This window comes from Pseudomonas sp. PAMC25584 (genome assembly GCF_058135675.1).
Map to the genome: position 1 here is coordinate 2,370,576 of NZ_CM176870.1, position 16,206 is coordinate 2,386,781.

Below are 16,206 nucleotides of genomic sequence, written 5' to 3' on the forward strand. Positions count from 1 at the left end.
CCTCTCCCTGAGTAAACGCAGCTCAAAATGTGGGAGGGGGCTTGCTCCCGATGGCGCCGGAACAGTCAGCTTGTTTGTAGCTGACCCACTGCAATCGGGGGCAAGCCCCCTCCCACAGTTGCCTTGCTGCGCCACGGTGGATGGGGTTGGACCTGGCCGAGCATAACGGGCGGGCCTACAACCACTGATCCTCTCCCTGAGTAAACGCAGCTCAAAATGTGGGAGGGGCGGTGCGACGATTCGACTTGCTCCCGATGGCGCCGGAACAGTCAGCTTGTTTGTAGCTGACCCACCGCCATCGGGGGCAAGCCCCCTCCCACAGTTGCCTTGCTGCGCTGCAACTGGCTGGCCACCAGGGTGTTCTTCAGCAGGTAGGCAATCGTCATCGGCCCGACACCGCCCGGCACCGGCGTAATCGCGCTGGCCACGGTGCGTGCGCTGGCATAGTCGACATCGCCCACCAACCGAGTACCGGTCTCGGTGCTGATGCGGTTGATCCCCACGTCGATCACCACCGCGCCCGGCTTGAGCCAGCTGGCATCGATCAACTGCGGCCGACCGACGGCGGCGACGACGATATCGGCCAAGCGGCACAACGCCGGTGCATCGACGCTGCGCGAGTGCACGACGCTGACCGAGCAGTTGGCCTGCAACAGCAGGGTCGCCATCGGTTTGCCGACGATGTTCGAGCGACCAATCACCACCGCGTGCAAGCCAGTCAAGTCGCCGCAGGTTTCATGCAGCAGGCGCATGCAGCCGCTGGGCGTGCAGGGCGTGAGGACCTCGATGCCTTGCACCAGGCCGCCGACGTTCTCACGGTGGAAACCGTCCACGTCCTTGATCGGGTCAATCGCATGGATCACCGCTGCCTCGTCGATATGCGCCGGCAACGGCAACTGCACCAGCACGCCGTTGACCGAAGCGTCGGCGTTCAACTGGGCAAGCAGGTCGAGCACTTGCGCCTGGCTGGCGTCATCCGGCAGCCGGTATTCAAGGGAGCGAATCCCGACTTCCTTGGCCCGCAGCAGTTTGTTGCGCACATACACTTCGCTGGCCGGGTCGTCGCCCACCAGCACGACGGCCAGGGCCGGGAAGATTTTTTGCGTGGCAAGCAGCAGGACCTCGTCGCGAACCTCGTCGAGAACCTGGGCAGAAATGGCCTTGCCGTCGATATCGCGGGCAAGGGGGGAGAGTGTGCTGGTCAAAAGCGTCACCGATGTCTGGAAAAATAGGGGAGCTGAGGGATAAATCCCTCAGCGATAAGCCGCCCAGGGCATTCAGGCTACCAGTTGATGGCAGGCATACACCACCAGCACACCGGCGATCAGCGTGGCATAGGGCAGCCAGCCGGCGCGGCGTTGACCGTCATCGGCCCGGATATACAGGTCGCTGAGCATCGCCGCAGGGAAGCGGCCTTTGTCCTGCACATAGTGGCGGTAGCAGAACACCGGCAGGATCAGCAGCGCGAGCAGCAAGCCGGTGACCAGCGTGCCCGCGCCCCAGATATCCGCACCCAGGCCCATGCACGCCAGGTTGACGAAGCTCAGCACGCCGCCGGCCGCCAGCAGCACGGTGGGGGCTTTGTACGGGCGCACGCAGTCGGGACGGTCCAGACGGTGAATCCAGCCGGCGTTGAGGTTGAGGAAGTTGAAAATGATGTAGCTGACGTTGGAGGCCGCCAGCACGAACACGTAGTCCGACATCAGCAACAACAGCAGGTTGAACGACAGGTCGGTCCACATCGCCGCCGTGGGCGCGCCGTGTTCGTTGGTGCGCCCCAGGTACTTGGGCAGCCAGCCGTCCACCGATGCCTGATACAGGGTGCGCGACGAGCCGGACATCGAGGTCATGATCGCCAGCAACGTGGCCAACACCAGCATGATCAGTACGATATTGGCGACCACCTTGCCGCCGCCGATGCTGTCGGCCATCGCCTGGCCAACGCCCATGCCGCTGTAGATCGCCGGCGACAGCAGGCCGCTGTACACCGCCGGTGTCACCACCGCGCCGCTGGCGTCGAGCACCGCCGGGGTCACCAGTTGGCCGAGCCCCAGGCTGCCTTGAAACGCCAGCGGCACCAGGGTGAACACCAGGATGCACAGCAGGCCGGCGTAGAAGATCGCCTTGAAGGTGTCACGCTTGGGGTCCTTGAACTCGCGGGTGTAGCACACCGCCGTTTCGAACCCGTAGGTGGACCACGCGGCCATGAACAGCCCGCCGGCCATCAGCGACCAGCCGGACATATCCCACGGGCCATCGATGACTTGCCCGGCCGCGTCATGCGCCAGCGGGAACAGCGGCAGGAAGTTGGCCTGGGTCGCATCCCCGGTGAACAACGGCACCACGCCCACCAGCAACAGCGGGATCAGCGAGGTGACGCCGAGCACCAGCGTCAGGCGCGCCGAGCGCAGGATGCCGCCATGCTGCACGGCAAACACCGTGAGCAGAATCAACAGGCCAATGGCGAATGTCGCGTTGATGCGCAACGACAGGCCGCTCTTGACCCAGCCCAGGTCGAGCAGGGTCAGTTGCCAGGTGTTGATCAGCGCATCGGCGGGAAACAGCGCGGTGAGGATATACCCCGCCGCCAGCCCCGAGCCGATGGACAGCACCGGCGACCAGGCCAGCCAGTTGCACCACACCGACACCGGTGCGATCAACTTGCTGTAGCGCACCCAGGCCACCGCGCCGTACACCGAGGCACCGCCGGACTTGTGCGGGAACAGCCCGGCGATCTCGGCATAGGTAAAGGCCTGGATAAACCCGAACAGGATCGACACGATCCACACGATCCAGGCCGGTTTGCCCACCGTGGCGGCAATCGCGCCGATGGAGAACAGCACCAGCGCGGGTACGCCACTGGCGACCCAGAATGCACCGCGCCAATCGATCTTGCGGTGCAGGCTGCCCACTGAGCTGGCAGCCTGCGGTACAGCCTCGAACGTCGTCGCTTCCATCTTCGTATTCCCATGTCTGAGTAGCGGTTAAGAAGGGCAATCAAAGTGGGCAGTCAAAGTTGGGGTGGCACACATCGCTATTGGGACGATCAGCTACGCACCCGGCTCTTGTCCGGGTCATAGAAAATCGCTGCGCTGACCGTGGCGCTGATGCGCTTCTGCAGGCCATCGACTTTGCCAATCTCAAGCAGGGTGCCGGGCTCGGCGCAGCTCACGTCCACTCGGCACAGCGCGATATTGCTGGCCAGCAACGGTGAGCGGCAGGCACTGGTGATGACCCCGACCTGGGCGCGGCCGTGGTACACCGGGTCGCCGTGATGCGCGGCCTCATTGCCGCGCAGGTGCAGGCCGACCAGCTTGTGGCTGGGATGGGCGCTGCGCCGCAACAGAGCGTCGCGGCCGATAAAGTCATCGGTCTTGCTCTTGAGTGGCACGCTGAACCCGATGCCGGCCTCGAACGGGTCGGTCTGGTCGCTGAACTCGTAGCCGGCAAAAATCAGCCCGGCTTCGATGCGCAGCAAGTCCAGCGCTTCCAGGCCCAGGGGCACCAGGCCCAAGGGTTGGCCGAGTTGCCAGATGCGGTCCCACACCCGTTCGGCGTCTTCGGGCTGGCACCACACCTCGAAGCCCAGTTCACCGGTGTAGCCGGTGCGCGAAATCATCAACGGGCAGCCCTCGAAGCCGTCCAGCCGGCCGACCAGGAAGCGGAACCAGCCGAGGCTCTCCACGCTCGGTTGGGTGGGCGGCGTCCAGACCATCTGCGTGAGCAGCTCGCGGCTGAGCGGCCCTTGCACCGCCAGGTTGTGAATCTGCTCGCTGGCGGACTTGACCCACACCTTCATGCCCAGTTTTTCGGCCTGCTCGCGCAGCCACACGCCGGCGTAGTCTTCGCCGCAGATCCAGCGGAAGTTGTCCGGGCCCAGGCGCAGCAGGGTGCCGTCGTCGAGCATGCCGCCGTGCGCGTGGCACATCGCCGAATAGACCACTTGGCCCACCGCCAGGCGCCGCACGTCGCGGGTCAGGCAGTACTGCAGCAGGGCTTCGGCGTCGGGGCCGATGATCTCGAACTTGCGCAGGGCGGTCAGGTCCATCACGGCCACGCGTTCGCGGCAGCCGAGGTATTCCTCGGTGGCGCCGTAGCCGTCGTAGCGCAGCGGCAGCCACCAGTTGCGGTAGTCGGTGAAGCTGCCGGTGAGGGCGCTGGTGCGTGAGTGGAACGCGGTCTCACGGGTCAGTATCGGGTCGGCATCGGCCGTAGTTCGAGTGCTCATGGCGATGGAAAAACGCTCCTTCTCGCGGTAGATACGGACATGGATATCGGTCGGGTTCCAGCCATTGGCCGGGTCGATGTCATCCGGGCACGAGGTACTGCCACACACCAGTTCGGTCATGGCCCGCAGCAGCACGTAGTCGCCGGGCCGCGACCACGGCTCATCCAGGGTCATCTGTTGGTGTGCATCAATGCCGGTGTTGAAGAAAAAATTGATCGCCGGCCAGCCATTGCGCGCCTGCACGCCGTAGGGCGCGAGTACGCGGCTGAGGTTGTCGCTGCAGTTGTCGTGCCCGAAATAGCCATGGGATTCGTAGTAGCGCGCCGCGCAGGCCAGGGCGAAGGCGTCGTGACGCCCGACCGTGTCCTGCACCACCTCCAGCATCGGCTGCATCCGACGGTCGAAAAACTTCGAGAACAGCCCCGGTGCGGGGTAGGCGCTGCCGTTCAGCGTGCGCGTCACGGTCTGGTCCAGGTCCAACTCCATGCCGCGATCCAGGGCGCGGCGGTCGAGGGCGACGAAGTCCGAGCACTGGCGGCCGGCGACGTCCAGCACCTGCACGTACTGGCCCTTGGCGACGGTGTAGCTGCGGGCGGTGCCCGCGCGCAGGGTGAACTCGTCCAGCACCTCGCCCAATGGCTCGGGCAGGACGGGCACCAGCAGGGGCGACGGGTTGGCCCGTGTCACCTGCAGGCGCAGTTCGCTGGGCCGGTATTGCCGGTCGACGGCGGTGGGCCTGGCAGGGGCGGCGACGATCACCAGCAGGCGCTCATCGGCGACGAACTGCCGGGCGTGGCCGGGCGGGCTGTCGTCGTCCCACAGCGCGGCGGCCAGGGGCAATGCCTGGGCGTCGATGCCACGCCGCTTGAGCGCCTGGCCGACACGCGGGGGCACGCGGCAGGCGCTTGAGCCTCTCAGCCCCCAGCTCGCCAGGGCGCTGCGGCCGTTAGCGTCGAGGGCCAGCAATGCGCAGGGTTGCCGGCCTTCGACGTCGATCACCTGCAGGCCGTCGCCGGGCTGCAGGTCGACCAGGCTCACACCGCCTGCGGCCACGCGGTAGCGCTCCAGGTTCGGCGCCCGGGCAAACAGCCCGGGTTCTCGCGGGTGGGAAACACGCGGAGCATTCATCATGGGCGCCCGCTCAGCCGACTGACTTGATGGGCGTCGCAGGCTCACCCAGGTACGCCGCCATCGAGTCGTCCAGGGCCTGCAGCCACGGGGTGTGGTGCGGCGGCGACTGGGTGCCGGTCATCAGCGAGCGGTAGGACTTGTCGCGATAACCCATGATGTTTTCGGCCTTGTCGTGCTTCCAGTGCAGGAAGGTCTGGTTGACGGCGGCGATGTCGAAATTCGGGTAGTCGGTGGCGTCCACCAGGTGCTGGATGTAGGCGCCCTGGAACTCGAACATCTGCTGGTTGGTTTCCAGGGTTTGTTCGCGTGCCTGCCATTGTTGGCTGTCGGCGATCATCTCGGCCTGGCTGGGCAGCGTGATACGCCCCAGGATCACATCGCGGGCATACCAGGCCTGGGCATCGAACATGTTGAACGAGTACCACTGGTCCTGCATGCCGAGGTAGATCAACCGTGGGTTGGGTTCCCAGAACACGCCTTTGTAGAGGTTCATCGGCCACAGGCGGTTGTCGGTCCTGAGGCTCAGCTCATCCGGCAGGAACGGGAAGTGGTGCTTGTAGCCGGTGCACAGGATCACCGCGTCGACGTGCTTGCTGCTGCCATCGGCAAAGAACGCGCGGTTGTTTTCCAGGCGCTGCAGCAGCGGTTTTTCTTCCCAATTGTCCGGCCAGGCATAGCCCATGGGCGCGCTGCGGTAACAGCTGGTGATGCTGCGCGCGCCATATTTGTAGCATTGCGAGCCGATGTCCTCGGCCGAATAGCTGCTGCCGACGATCAGCAGGTCCTTGTCCTTGAATTCCAGGGCCTCGCGAAAGTCATGGGCATGCAGGATGCGCCCGGCGAACTGCTCGAAGCCGTCGAAGTACGGCACCATGGGCGTGGAGAAGTGGCCGCAGGCGTTGATCACGTAGTCGAATTCTTCACAGGTCAAGGTGTCGTGGGTGTAGTCGTGGGCGTACAGGGTGAAGCGCTGGGTCTGTTCGTCGAAGGTGACCTGGCGCACCACATTGTTGAAGCGGATGTAGTCGCGCACGCCGGCCTTTTCCACCCGGCCCTTGATGTAGTCCCACAGCACCTCGCGGGGCGGATAGGAGGCGATGGGCCGGCCGAAATGCTCTTCAAAGGTGTAGTCGGCGAACTCCAGGCATTCCTTGGGGCCGTTGGACCACAGGTAGCGGTACATGCTGCCGTGCACCGGCTCGCCGTTTTCGTCCAGGCCGGTGCGCCAGGTGTAGTTCCACATGCCGCCCCAGTCCTGCTGTTTCTCGAAGCACACCAGCTCGGGAATGGCGGCGCCCTTGTCGCGGGCCGACTGGAAGGCGCGAAGTTGTGCCAGGCCGCATGGGCCGGCGCCGATGATTGCTACACGTAGCGTCATGAACGTGTCTCCTGAAGGGTTTCAGCGAAAGATCACTGTCTTGTCGTGGTTGATGAACACCCGGTGTTCCAGGTGGTATTTCAGGGCTTTGGAAAGGGCTACGGTTTCGGTGTCGCGGCCGATGGCGACCAGGGAATCGGGCAAGTGGGTATGGTCGACGCGCTGGATTTCCTGCTCGATGATCGGCCCCTCGTCGAGGTCGCTGGTGACGTAGTGGGCGGTGGCGCCGATCAGCTTCACCCCCCGGTCATAGGCCTGGTGATACGGCTTGGCGCCCTTGAAACCGGGCAGGAACGAGTGGTGAATGTTGATCGCACGCCCCGAGAGTTGCTGGCACAGGCCGTCGGACAGGATCTGCATGTAGCGCGCGAGCACCACCAGGTCGGTCTGGGTGTCTTCGACGATGCGCATCAGTTCGGCTTCCTGGCTGGCCTTGGTGTCCTTGGTGATGGGCAGGTAGATGAAGCGGATGCCTTCACGCTCGGCCATTGCCCGCAGGTCCAGGTGGTTGGAGACCACGGCGGTGATGGTCATGTCCATCTCGCCTTTGCGGTGGCGGTAGAGCAGGTCGGTGAGGCAATGGTCGAACTTGCTGACCATCAGCAGCACGCGGGTCGGCTGGCGTGAGCTGAACAACTGCCACTGCATGTCGAAGCCGCCGGCGAGTCCGCCCAGGTCTTCGCGCAGGGCGCCGACATCACCGCTGACGCCCGTGTTGAAACGGAACACCGCGCGCATGAAAAACTGCCCGGTGAACTCATCGTCAAATTGCGCCAGCTCGCTGATGTAGCACTGCTGCCGGGCCAGGCAGGCGCTGATCGCGGCGACGATCCCGGACGCTGCCGGGCAGGTGATCTTGAGAATGTAATGTTCGCTTGAGGCGTCCATCGAAGGCTCCTGAATAAGATGAAGGAAGACTCAGCCCTTGGCCGTGCGCTTGGTTTTTTCCGGGTCGTCGAAGGGCAAGGCGTGGGTGGTGGCGGCGCCTTCGAGGCTGCCGCGCACCTGCAATGCGATGCCGGGGACGGAACAGGCAACGCTCATGCGCGCGAGGGCCATCGAGCGTTTGCTCAGGCGCGAATACATGCCGCAGGTGATCACGCCGACTTGCTGGTTGCCTTGCCACAAGGTGTCGCCAGCCTCGGCCGGGCGCACGCCGTCGAGCAGCACGCCGGTGATCTTGAAGCGCTCCTGGCCGCGCAGGCGCAGGTGTTCCTCGGCGCCGCGGAACGCTTGCTTGCCGGGCGAAACCGTGAAGTCCAGGCCCATTTCCCACAGGGTGTCGCCGGCCTTCTGGTCGGCGAAGGGGTACATCTGCGAGTTGTCGTAGGGGAAAAACATCAGCGAACTTTCCACCCGCAGCCAGTCCAGGGCGGTGAAGGCGCAGGGGATAATGCCCAGGCTCGCGCCCTGTTCGAGGATGCTGTCCCACAGAAACGGTGCGTCGGCCGCCTTGCAGAAAATCTCGTAGCCGCGCTCGCCGGTGTAGCCAGTGCGGGAGATCATCACCGGGCGCTCGAACAGGCGCGTTTGCAGGTGATGGAAGTACGGCAACTGGCGGATGCCAGGCACGTGCTCGGCGAGAAAGTCCACCGCCAGCGGGCCTTGCAGCGACAGGTCGTGCAGGTCGTCGTCGAACAGCACCGCCACTTGCCGGCCCTGGGCGGAGCGCACGAGCATTTCATGCCCGGTGCCGGCGCCATGCACGACCATGAAGGCATTGGGCCCGGTGCGGTAGACGATGCAGTCATCGACGAATTTGCCGTCCTCGTCGAGCATCGACGCATACACCGATTTGCCGGGATAGAGCTTGGCGATGTCGCGGGTGGTGGCCCACTGCAACAGGCTTTCGGCGTGTGGCCCCACGTAGTGGACTTTTTTCAGGCCCGACACATCCATCAGGCCGGCGCGGGTGCGGATCGCTTCGTGGTGGTCGGCCAGCGCGCTGTTGTAGGTCCAGGCAGTGCCCATGCCGTTCCAGTCTTCGAGGTTCGAGCCGAGGGCGCGGTGCCGCTCGGCCAATGCAGAAATACGCCAGGAGTGGGTCATGTGATGTTCCTTGTCGGGAAAAGAAGGTCAGGCGCGTGGATCGAACTGGCTCAGCCACTCGACCAGTGGCTGTCGATAGCGGGTCATGCCCTTGTAGTCGGCGATGGGCTCGGGCAGGTCGCGCAGCACGCGGTGCAGGCGGCAGCCCCAGCCGGGTTGGGTGACCAGTTCGTCCAGGCTGATCAGGTAGGTGCGAATGCTGAACATCACCGCGTTGCTGCGCGGCAGGCGCGCCATCACTTGCAGTTCGACCCGCAGGTGCACCTGTTGCCCGACGTTCTGCGCGGTGATCCGACCGCGGTCGGCACCCCATTGATGGAAGGTTTCCGGCGACGAATCCAGGCGCGGGTTGATGGTCAGGGTCCAGTTCAGGCGCCGTACCGGCTGGCCGGCCTGCAGGTTGAGCAGGTACTTCAGCGCACGGTCGAACACCCCCATCTGGTTGGCCATGGGCACCGGTGCATGCCACTGCTTGAAGCTCATGCCGGCATCGAACGCCAGCGACCAGTCGGCCGGGCTGGTGACCAGCCCGGCGTCCATGTACAGGTCGCCGTCGCGCTGGTCGAGCAGGGCGAAATCCCCCTGCACCTGGCGGCCGATGTATTCCAGCGGTGCGCAGGGCAGGCTGGCGGCATCGCCGAAGATGAAGTGCTGATCGATCTGCAGCAGGTGGTTGCGCCAGTGCCAGCGGTCGCCGTCACGCACCAGGCTGAACCACTGCGGGTAGTCGATGGCGAGGTTTTCCATGAGCATTTGCAGCGCATCCCAGGCCGCCGCTTGCATGTGCGGCATCACCAGGTAGCGGCGTGGGTCGTTGTCCAGGATCAGCGCGCGTTCGGCCATTTCCGAGCGGTAGTGCTCGTCGATGTCGAAGGCGTGCTCATAAATGGAGCCAGGGTCGCGGGAGGTGGCCGGTTCGATATTCACCGAGTACAGGTAGCTGTCCTCGATAAACGGGAAGGGGAAGCGACGGATCGCCGCCGGGCTGTTGCGAAAGCTGAAATCGTCGCGATAGCTCAGCACAGGGCTCGATTGCAGGGGCATGGCACTCACTCCTATAGGTCCAGCGAAACGCAGGGGCCGCTGCCGCGCGAGACGCAAGGCATCAGAAATTCGGCCTGCTCGGCCGGGCTGAGGAAACTGTCGCGGTGTTCGATGGCGCCGCCTCGATGGCGCGTGATGCACTGGCCGCAGACCCCGCCACGGCACAGGTTGGGCACCTGCAACCCCGCGTGTTCCAAGGCTTCGAGCAGGCTCTGCTCGGCCGCCACGCGCAGGGTGCGGCCACTGCGCAGCAGTTGCAGGTCGAACGGCTGGCCCGGTTGCGCGCCTTTGAATGCTTCTGCGTGCAGCCGATTGCGTGGCCAACCGAGGCGGTCGGCGTGTTGCTCGACCGCCTCGATCAAGGATGGCGGGCCACAGGTATAGACGTGGCTGCCCAGCGCCCGGTTGGTGAGGATGCGGCTCAGGTCCGGGCGGCGGTCGTAGGCATGCAGGCGCGGGCCGAGGCGCTGTTGCAACTCATCGAGGTAGGCATCGCTGAGGCCTGGGCGGAACAGGTAATGCAGTTCGAAATCGGCCTGCTGCTGTTCCAGCGCGGCGATATAGGCCATGAACGGCGTGATGCCGATGCCGGCGGCGATCAGGATGTGCCGGCGTGCGGTGCCATGGGGCGCGAACAGATTGGCTGGCGGCGAAATCTGCAAGGTGTCGCCGACCTGTACCTGGCGATGCAAGTACTGCGAACCGCCGCGAGAAGCCTCTTGCAGGCGCACGGCGATGCGGTAGTGGTGCGTGTGCGCCGGGTCGCCGGTCAGCGAGTAGGCGTTGCGCAGCGTGCCCTCGGCCAGCGGCAGATGCACCTGGACGTGGCTGCCGGGCGAGAAAGCGGGCAGGGCGCCGTCGCAGGCGGTCAGGGTGAACTCGCGCACCACGGGCGTGAGCATTCTGGCCGCGCTGACCCGGACCTTGAGGGCGGCGCTCATGGCTGGAACCCCGCATAGGGCTGGTCGGGGTTGCTGCACACGCCGAGGTAAGCGCCCAGGCGCCGGGAAAAATGGGTGCGCACTTCCAGCCCGACGTTGCAGCCGATGCAGTTCAACACCGGCGCTGGGCCGGCGGTCTGGGTCAGCCCGCAATGGGCGCAATACACCTGGCGCAGGCCGGGCGTCGTGCAGGTCATGTGGATCTCGGCGTCTTCCAGGCCTGCGGCGCGGGCCTCAGCGTGAATGCGCCAGACAAAGGCTTCATCGCCTAGCAGGTGGAGTCGGCAGCCCACGGTGGCGCTGGCCAATGCCTGTTGCAAGCGCCGGGCAAAGTCGGGTTGTTCGCCGCTCAGCAGCAACGGGTTGTCCAGTTCGGTGCCCCCCTGCGTGAAGGCGGTTGCCGATTGCATCACCACGATGGGGCGGTTGTGGGTGTGCGTCATGCGGGCTCTCCAAGGTGCGTTGTGTTTCCTGCTGGGAGAGATAATTTCCTATGAGGAAAATCTTCTCAATCTGGAAAAAGGGCTATGCCTTTGGAGATAAGCCTTGCCGCACGGCCGTTCGGGGCATGGAAGTTGCTGGTCTTGCGTTAACGCTCAGCAACCGGACGGGGAGTTATCGAAGAGTGCGAACACGACCGAAGGGCTGGCCGCTCTGGTTGGGGCCTGTGCGCCCCGAACAGGCGCGTAGCGTGCGCAGGCTGCTGGCCGGGTTGCCCCTGCACGCTGACGGTGCCTTGTCGGGTTTTCTGGACCGTTTCGACGCACTGCTGCCCGCTGGCAGGCTCAATTTGATCCTCGGCGGCGAAGACCTAGGCCCGACGCGACGTGGCTTGATCGAGGGCTGCCAGGGCGTGGCGCACTGCCCCTGGCGCGACGCGAGTGCGATGGACACGCCCCAGGCCTGCGGCCCTTGCCGGCAACGGGGGGTGCACCGATTGGTGTGCGCCTTGCCCGAGGGTGAAAAGGGCGCGTTACTGCTCGATACCCCCAGACGGGCCGGTGCCAGTTGGCGTCAGTTGCTGGAGGAAGCGGCGCACGCCGTGGCGGTCACCGTGCGTCTGCGCAGCGACAACCGTGAGCAGCAGCGCAGACAGGCAACGTCGCGCCACGGTGCGCTGGCCCGTGAGTTGCACGATTCGGTGGCGCAGCAGTTGGGTTACCTGGCATTCCAGGCCCACGGCTTGCAGTCACAGTTGGGCGCGCCCGTCCTGCAGGACCTCTGCGCCGGCCTGAGCCAGTTGCAACGCCAGGTGCGCGAGCTGATCACCAGCGCACGCCTGACCATGGACGGACGCTCGTTGCGCCAGGCCTTGGCCGACTCGGTCGCGGAGTTTTCGCGGCGCTGCATCATCGTGTTCGAGTTGGACAACCGCCTGGCCGACGATGCCCTGAGCCCGGAAACCGAGTTGCAGATCCTGCAGATCGTGCGCGAGGCCCTGGCCAATGCGGTGCGCCATTCCCACGCGCGGCATGTGCGTATTGAACTGCGCCAGACCCAGGACGGCGATGCCTCGGTGTCGGTGGAGGACGATGGCATCGGCTTGAGCCCGGCGTGCGATGAGCAGAACCATTTCGGCCTGGCAATTATCCGCGAGCGCGCCGCCAGCATCGGCGCGCGGCTGAGCATTGAAGCGATCCGCCCGCACGGCGTACGCGTGCACCTTGGCCTGCGCCGCCACCACGACCTGCCACAAGGGAGTCTCGATGGACTGCACGACCTTATTACTGATCGATGATCACCCGCTGTTTCGCAAAGGCCTGGCGCAACTGTTCGATGCCAGCGACGACTTCGAAGTGGTGGGGCAGGCGGCCAGTGGCCGAGAGGGCATCAACCTGGCCGTGAGCCTGACGCCGCAGCAGGTCCTGCTGGATCTGCACATGCCCGGCCTCAGCGGCTTGCAGGTGCTGGACGAACTGCGCCAATTGCGCCTGGACTGCCAGGTGGTGGTGCTCACGGCGTCGATGGACCGCGCCGAATTGCTCAGCGCCTTGCGCCTGGGCGCCAGCGGTTACGTGCTCAAGGAAACCGAGCCCGAGGCATTGCTGGCGTATATGCGCAACTGTCACAAGGGCGCGATCATGCTCGACTCAACTCTGATCGCCTTGCTCGCCGACCCGGCCGAGCCCAGGCCACACGGCGAGACGCCGGGCGGTGAGAACCTCACCGAACGCGAAGGCCAGACCCTGGCACTGATCGCCGCCGGCATGAGCAATAAACAGATCGGCAGGGAACTGGGGATCAGCGACGGCACGGTGAAAATCTACGTGCGCAGCCTGTTGCAGAAACTCAACCTGCATTCGCGCCTGGAGCTGGCGGCACGGGTGCACAGCGGCGCGTTGCTCAAACACGAGGAGCGTCATTAGATGAGGGAAAGCCCTGACGCTTTGGTACAGGCACCGCCCGCGTACCCGATGGATTGTTTTCCCGCCGCCTTGCTGCACCTGCGCGACAACGGCCAGATCGCCCACTTCAACCTGGCCTGGGCCGAGTTGATGGGCGCGCCGGGCGCGGAGCGCAACCTCGTCGACTACGTGCACCAGGAAGACCGCCCGCTGTGGCGCCAGGCCTTGCATGAACTGCGCCGACGCCCCGAGACCTCGTTCAACCAGCGCCTGCGCTTCGTGCATCCGTGCGGCGAGCTGCGCTGGTTCGAGATCAGCCTCAAGCGCGGCCCGCAGGGCTTCTACCTGGTGGCCGGGGATGTCACTGCGCACAAGCGCCGCGAAATCGCCTTGCTAGCCAGCCAGCGCAGCAGCATGAGCTTGCTCGACAGCATGCCAGGGCTGATCTATCGCGGCCGTAACAACCGCGACTGGACCATGGAGTTCGTCAGTGCCGGCTGCCTGCAATTGACCGGCTACCCCGCCGAGCGGCTGGTGGACAACCATGAATTCACCTACAACAGCCTGATCCTGGCCCAGGACGCCGACTACGTGTGGCGCGAGGTGCAATATGCGTTGTCGCGCCATGAACCGTTCGAGCTCAATTACCAGATCCGCTGCGCCGACCAGTCGATCAAGCATGTGTGGGAGAAGGGCGTGGGGATCTATGCCGATACCTGCGAGGTGCTGGGCATCGAGGGGGCGATTTTCGAGCGTAGGATTTAACGGGTAAATGCAGTTAAAAAATGTGGGAGGGGCGGTGCGACGATTCGACTTGCTCCCGATGGCAGTGGATCAGATACAAACAAGCTGACTGACCCACCGCAATCGGGGGCAAGCCCCCTCCCACAAAGTTTTGTGTGTGGCTTAGGCCGGCATGGGCAGGGCGCCCATCTTGCCGTGGCAATACACCAGTGGCCCGGCGTTCTGCTGGGGCACGATGAGGTTCTCAAACTGTGGGAGGGGGCTTGCTCCCGATAGCGGTGGGTCAGCTACAGATAAGTTGACTGTTCCTCCGCTATCGGGAGCAAGTCGAACCGTCGCACCGCCCCTCCCACATGGGTGACTCAATGAGCGCCGGCGGCCTTGTTCAGATCGCTTTCGGCCCACTCGGTGTACACACAGGCATCCGCCGTAGCCCAGCGCACGCGCACCGGGTCGCCGGCCTTGAGCGGCATGCCGGCGGCGGACAATGCCTTGACCGTCATCGAGGTGCCGCCCAGGGTTTTCACGCTGCAGGTCTGGCTTTCGCCGAGGAACAGCACTTCGCCGACGATCGCCGACACCTCATTCCAACCGGCGGCCAGGGGCTGCTCGGCGGCCTGTTCGACGCTCAGCGCCAGGGCTTTTTCCGGGCGCACCATCAGCAGCACATCCTGCTTGGTGCGTAGGCCGCCGGTCAGGCGGATCGACAGGGATTGGCCTTCGAACGACGCCACCGCGTTGCCCTGGGCCTTGAGCTTGAGGAAGTTGGAGTTGCCGAGGAATGAGGCGACAAATGCGTTCGGCGGGTTCTGGTACAGGTCGAAACCGCTGCCCAGGCCGACGATCTTGCCATGGCTGAAAATCGCGATGCGTTGCGACAGGCGCATCGCTTCTTCCTGGTCGTGGGTCACATAGACGATGGTGATGCCCAGGCGCCGGTGCAGTTGGCGCAGCTCGTCCTGCAAGTCTTCACGCAGTTTTTTGTCGAGGGCGCCGAGGGGTTCGTCCATCAGTAGGATGCGCGGCTCGTACACCAGCGCCCGGGCGATGGCGACGCGCTGTTGCTGGCCGCCGGACAGTTGCGACGGGCGGCGATGGGCGAATTGTTCCAGCTGCACCAGCTTGAGCATGGCGTCGACGCGCTTCTCGCGCTCGGCGCTGGCCAGTTTGCGGATTGCCAGGGGGAAGGCGATGTTGTCGCGTACCGACAGGTGCGGGAACAGCGAGTAGCGTTGGAACACCATGCCGATGTCGCGCTTGTGCGGCGGTACGTTGACCAGCGATTGACCACTCACCAGGATCTCGCCGCTGCTGGGCGTTTCAAAGCCGGCGAGCATCGACAGGGTGGTGCTCTTGCCCGAGCCGCTGGAGCCGAGGAAGGTGAGGAATTCGCCGTCCTTGATGTCCAGCGAAATGTTGTCCACGGCGGCAAATTCGCCATAGTACTTGTTCAGGTTGCGCAGGCTGACCAGGGGTTGGCCCGGGTTCTGCGCGGCATCTTGGATCACTGCACTCATGTTCTGCTCCTGGGCGCTCAAGCGCGGGTTTCTGTGCGCCGGCGAACGGCGGCGGCGATGACCATGACCAGCACCGAGAGGCCGATCAGCAACGTCGAGGCGACGGCGATCACCGGTGTCAGGTCTTGACGCAGGGTGGTCCACATTTTTACGGGAAGGGTTTGCAGGGTCGGGCTGGCCATCATCACGCTGAGCACCACTTCGTCCCATGACACAAGAAAGGCGAACAGCGCACCGGCCACCATCCCCGGACGAATAGCCGGGAAGGTCACCTTGAACACCGCCTGCAGGCGCGACGCACCGCAGATCACCGCCGCGTCTTCAATCGACTGGTCGAACAGCTTAAGCGAGTTGATGATCGAAATGATGGTGAACGGCAACGCGACAATCACGTGGCTGACCACAAAGGCAAACATCGTGCCGGTGTAGCCGAGCTTGAGGAACAGCGCGTACACCGCCACGGCGATGATCACCAGCGGCACGATCATCGGCAGGGTGAACAGGCCGTAGAGCAGCTCGCGGCCGGGGAAGCGCCCGCGCACCAGGGCAAATGCCGTGGGCAGGCCCAGCGCTACGGCGAACACGGTGGTCAGCACGGCGACCTTGAGGCTGGCCAGCGCCGCGTTCATCCAGTCGGCGTTGGAGAAGAACTGGCCGTACCATTTCAGCGTCCAGCCCGGTGGCGGGAACACCAGCCATTGCGACGAGCCGAACGACAGCAGCACGATAAACACGATCGGCAGCAGCAGGAACAGCCCAATCAAACCGGTGGTGGTGTAGAGGCCCAGGCGCATCCTGCGGCTCATGGCATTCGGAGTCAGCAGCATGA

The 16,206-nt window shown here is 64.7% G+C and carries 14 protein-coding genes and 1 pseudogene; 3 read left to right on the forward strand and 12 right to left on the reverse strand.

Annotated features, from left to right (window positions below; translation table 11 throughout):
• Nucleotides 1-269: 269 nt before the first annotated feature.
• The 9 genes from ACS5Q8_RS11035 to ACS5Q8_RS11075 all read right to left on the reverse strand — a co-directional run bounded on the left by ACS5Q8_RS11035 (nucleotide 270) and on the right by ACS5Q8_RS11075 (nucleotide 11,214).
• A complete protein-coding gene (locus ACS5Q8_RS11035; RefSeq protein ID WP_276197477.1) occupies nucleotides 270-1,214 on the reverse strand; it encodes a bifunctional 5,10-methylenetetrahydrofolate dehydrogenase/5,10-methenyltetrahydrofolate cyclohydrolase in 945 nt (314 codons plus the stop codon).
• A 63-nt stretch (nucleotides 1,215-1,277) separates the two neighbouring features.
• The gene (locus ACS5Q8_RS11040) at nucleotides 1,278-2,957 is read right to left on the reverse strand and encodes an APC family permease (protein ID WP_465160179.1); all 1,680 of its coding nucleotides are present in this window, start codon (nucleotides 2,955-2,957) and stop codon (nucleotides 1,278-1,280) included.
• An 89-nt stretch (nucleotides 2,958-3,046) separates the two neighbouring features.
• Nucleotides 3,047-5,356 carry a trimethylamine N-oxide demethylase gene (locus ACS5Q8_RS11045; RefSeq protein ID WP_426101165.1) on the reverse strand — a complete coding sequence of 770 codons (2,310 nt, stop codon included), beginning with the start codon at nucleotides 5,354-5,356 and terminating at the stop codon, nucleotides 3,047-3,049.
• A gap of 13 nt (nucleotides 5,357-5,369) precedes the next feature.
• Nucleotides 5,370-6,737, reverse strand: a complete 1,368-nt coding sequence (locus ACS5Q8_RS11050; RefSeq protein WP_276197479.1) for a trimethylamine monooxygenase — start codon at nucleotides 6,735-6,737, stop codon at nucleotides 5,370-5,372.
• A gap of 21 nt (nucleotides 6,738-6,758) precedes the next feature.
• Nucleotides 6,759-7,625 (reverse strand): formyltetrahydrofolate deformylase, encoded by an 867-nt coding sequence (gene purU, locus ACS5Q8_RS11055; RefSeq protein WP_276197480.1) that lies wholly within the window; start codon nucleotides 7,623-7,625, stop codon nucleotides 6,759-6,761.
• A gap of 30 nt (nucleotides 7,626-7,655) precedes the next feature.
• Entirely contained in the window at nucleotides 7,656-8,786 is a 1,131-nt protein-coding gene (locus tag ACS5Q8_RS11060) for an aminomethyl transferase family protein (protein ID WP_465160180.1), read from the reverse strand.
• A gap of 27 nt (nucleotides 8,787-8,813) precedes the next feature.
• On the reverse strand, nucleotides 8,814-9,830 hold the full coding sequence (locus ACS5Q8_RS11065; RefSeq protein WP_465160181.1) for a heme-dependent oxidative N-demethylase family protein: 1,017 nt from the start codon (nucleotides 9,828-9,830) through the stop codon (nucleotides 8,814-8,816).
• 11 nt (nucleotides 9,831-9,841) lie between these two features.
• The gene (locus ACS5Q8_RS11070) at nucleotides 9,842-10,771 is read right to left on the reverse strand and encodes a PDR/VanB family oxidoreductase (protein ID WP_443695656.1); all 930 of its coding nucleotides are present in this window, start codon (nucleotides 10,769-10,771) and stop codon (nucleotides 9,842-9,844) included.
• Entirely contained in the window at nucleotides 10,768-11,214 is a 447-nt protein-coding gene (locus tag ACS5Q8_RS11075) for a dimethylamine monooxygenase subunit DmmA family protein (protein WP_426101169.1), read from the reverse strand. The genes ACS5Q8_RS11070 and ACS5Q8_RS11075 overlap by 4 nt, the downstream gene beginning before the upstream one ends.
• A gap of 182 nt (nucleotides 11,215-11,396) precedes the next feature.
• Here ACS5Q8_RS11075 and ACS5Q8_RS11080 point away from each other — a divergent pair, with 182 nt between their 5' ends.
• The 3 genes from ACS5Q8_RS11080 to ACS5Q8_RS11090 are packed head-to-tail and all read left to right on the forward strand — an operon-like array spanning nucleotide 11,397 to nucleotide 13,881.
• Entirely contained in the window at nucleotides 11,397-12,509 is a 1,113-nt protein-coding gene (locus ACS5Q8_RS11080; RefSeq protein ID WP_426120560.1) for an ATP-binding protein, read from the forward strand.
• Nucleotides 12,478-13,137 (forward strand): response regulator, encoded by a 660-nt coding sequence (locus ACS5Q8_RS11085; RefSeq protein WP_046383903.1) that lies wholly within the window; start codon nucleotides 12,478-12,480, stop codon nucleotides 13,135-13,137. The genes ACS5Q8_RS11080 and ACS5Q8_RS11085 overlap by 32 nt, the downstream gene beginning before the upstream one ends.
• Complete coding sequence (locus ACS5Q8_RS11090) at nucleotides 13,138-13,881, forward strand: PAS domain-containing protein (protein WP_247406701.1); 744 nt, start codon at nucleotides 13,138-13,140, stop codon at nucleotides 13,879-13,881.
• Between the two features lie 141 nt (nucleotides 13,882-14,022).
• On the opposite strand, the pseudogene ACS5Q8_RS11095 reads toward ACS5Q8_RS11090, so the two are convergent.
• The 3 genes and pseudogenes from ACS5Q8_RS11095 to ACS5Q8_RS11105 all read right to left on the reverse strand — a co-directional run.
• Nucleotides 14,023-14,106: pseudogene (locus ACS5Q8_RS11095) on the reverse strand (flavin reductase family protein); the annotation flags it as partial.
• A gap of 116 nt (nucleotides 14,107-14,222) precedes the next feature.
• Nucleotides 14,223-15,377 carry an ABC transporter ATP-binding protein gene (locus ACS5Q8_RS11100; RefSeq protein WP_465160183.1) on the reverse strand — a complete coding sequence of 385 codons (1,155 nt, stop codon included), beginning with the start codon at nucleotides 15,375-15,377 and terminating at the stop codon, nucleotides 14,223-14,225.
• 17 nt (nucleotides 15,378-15,394) lie between these two features.
• A complete protein-coding gene (locus ACS5Q8_RS11105; RefSeq protein WP_247406707.1) occupies nucleotides 15,395-16,204 on the reverse strand; it encodes an ABC transporter permease in 810 nt (269 codons plus the stop codon).
• Nucleotides 16,205-16,206: the final 2 nt, after the last annotated feature.

Bases quoted from the DNA above. Each gene is read 5' to 3' on its own strand.
- ACS5Q8_RS11100 (WP_465160183.1), bottom strand. From the start codon at position 15,377: ATGAGTGCAGTGATCCAAGATGCCGCGCAGAACCCGGGCCAACCCCTG.
- ACS5Q8_RS11075 (WP_426101169.1), bottom strand. From the start codon at position 11,214: ATGACGCACACCCACAACCGCCCCATCGTGGTGATGCAATCGGCAACC.
- ACS5Q8_RS11045 (WP_426101165.1), bottom strand. From the start codon at position 5,356: ATGAATGCTCCGCGTGTTTCCCACCCGCGAGAACCCGGGCTGTTTGCC.
- ACS5Q8_RS11050 (WP_276197479.1), bottom strand. From the start codon at position 6,737: ATGACGCTACGTGTAGCAATCATCGGCGCCGGCCCATGCGGCCTGGCA.
- purU (WP_276197480.1), bottom strand. From the start codon at position 7,625: ATGGACGCCTCAAGCGAACATTACATTCTCAAGATCACCTGCCCGGCA.
- ACS5Q8_RS11070 (WP_443695656.1), bottom strand. From the start codon at position 10,771: ATGAGCGCCGCCCTCAAGGTCCGGGTCAGCGCGGCCAGAATGCTCACG.
- ACS5Q8_RS11085 (WP_046383903.1), top strand. From the start codon at position 12,478: ATGGACTGCACGACCTTATTACTGATCGATGATCACCCGCTGTTTCGC.
- ACS5Q8_RS11060 (WP_465160180.1), bottom strand. From the start codon at position 8,786: ATGACCCACTCCTGGCGTATTTCTGCATTGGCCGAGCGGCACCGCGCC.
- ACS5Q8_RS11105 (WP_247406707.1), bottom strand. From the start codon at position 16,204: ATGCTGCTGACTCCGAATGCCATGAGCCGCAGGATGCGCCTGGGCCTC.
- ACS5Q8_RS11065 (WP_465160181.1), bottom strand. From the start codon at position 9,830: ATGCCCCTGCAATCGAGCCCTGTGCTGAGCTATCGCGACGATTTCAGC.
- ACS5Q8_RS11040 (WP_465160179.1), bottom strand. From the start codon at position 2,957: ATGGAAGCGACGACGTTCGAGGCTGTACCGCAGGCTGCCAGCTCAGTG.
- ACS5Q8_RS11090 (WP_247406701.1), top strand. From the start codon at position 13,138: ATGAGGGAAAGCCCTGACGCTTTGGTACAGGCACCGCCCGCGTACCCG.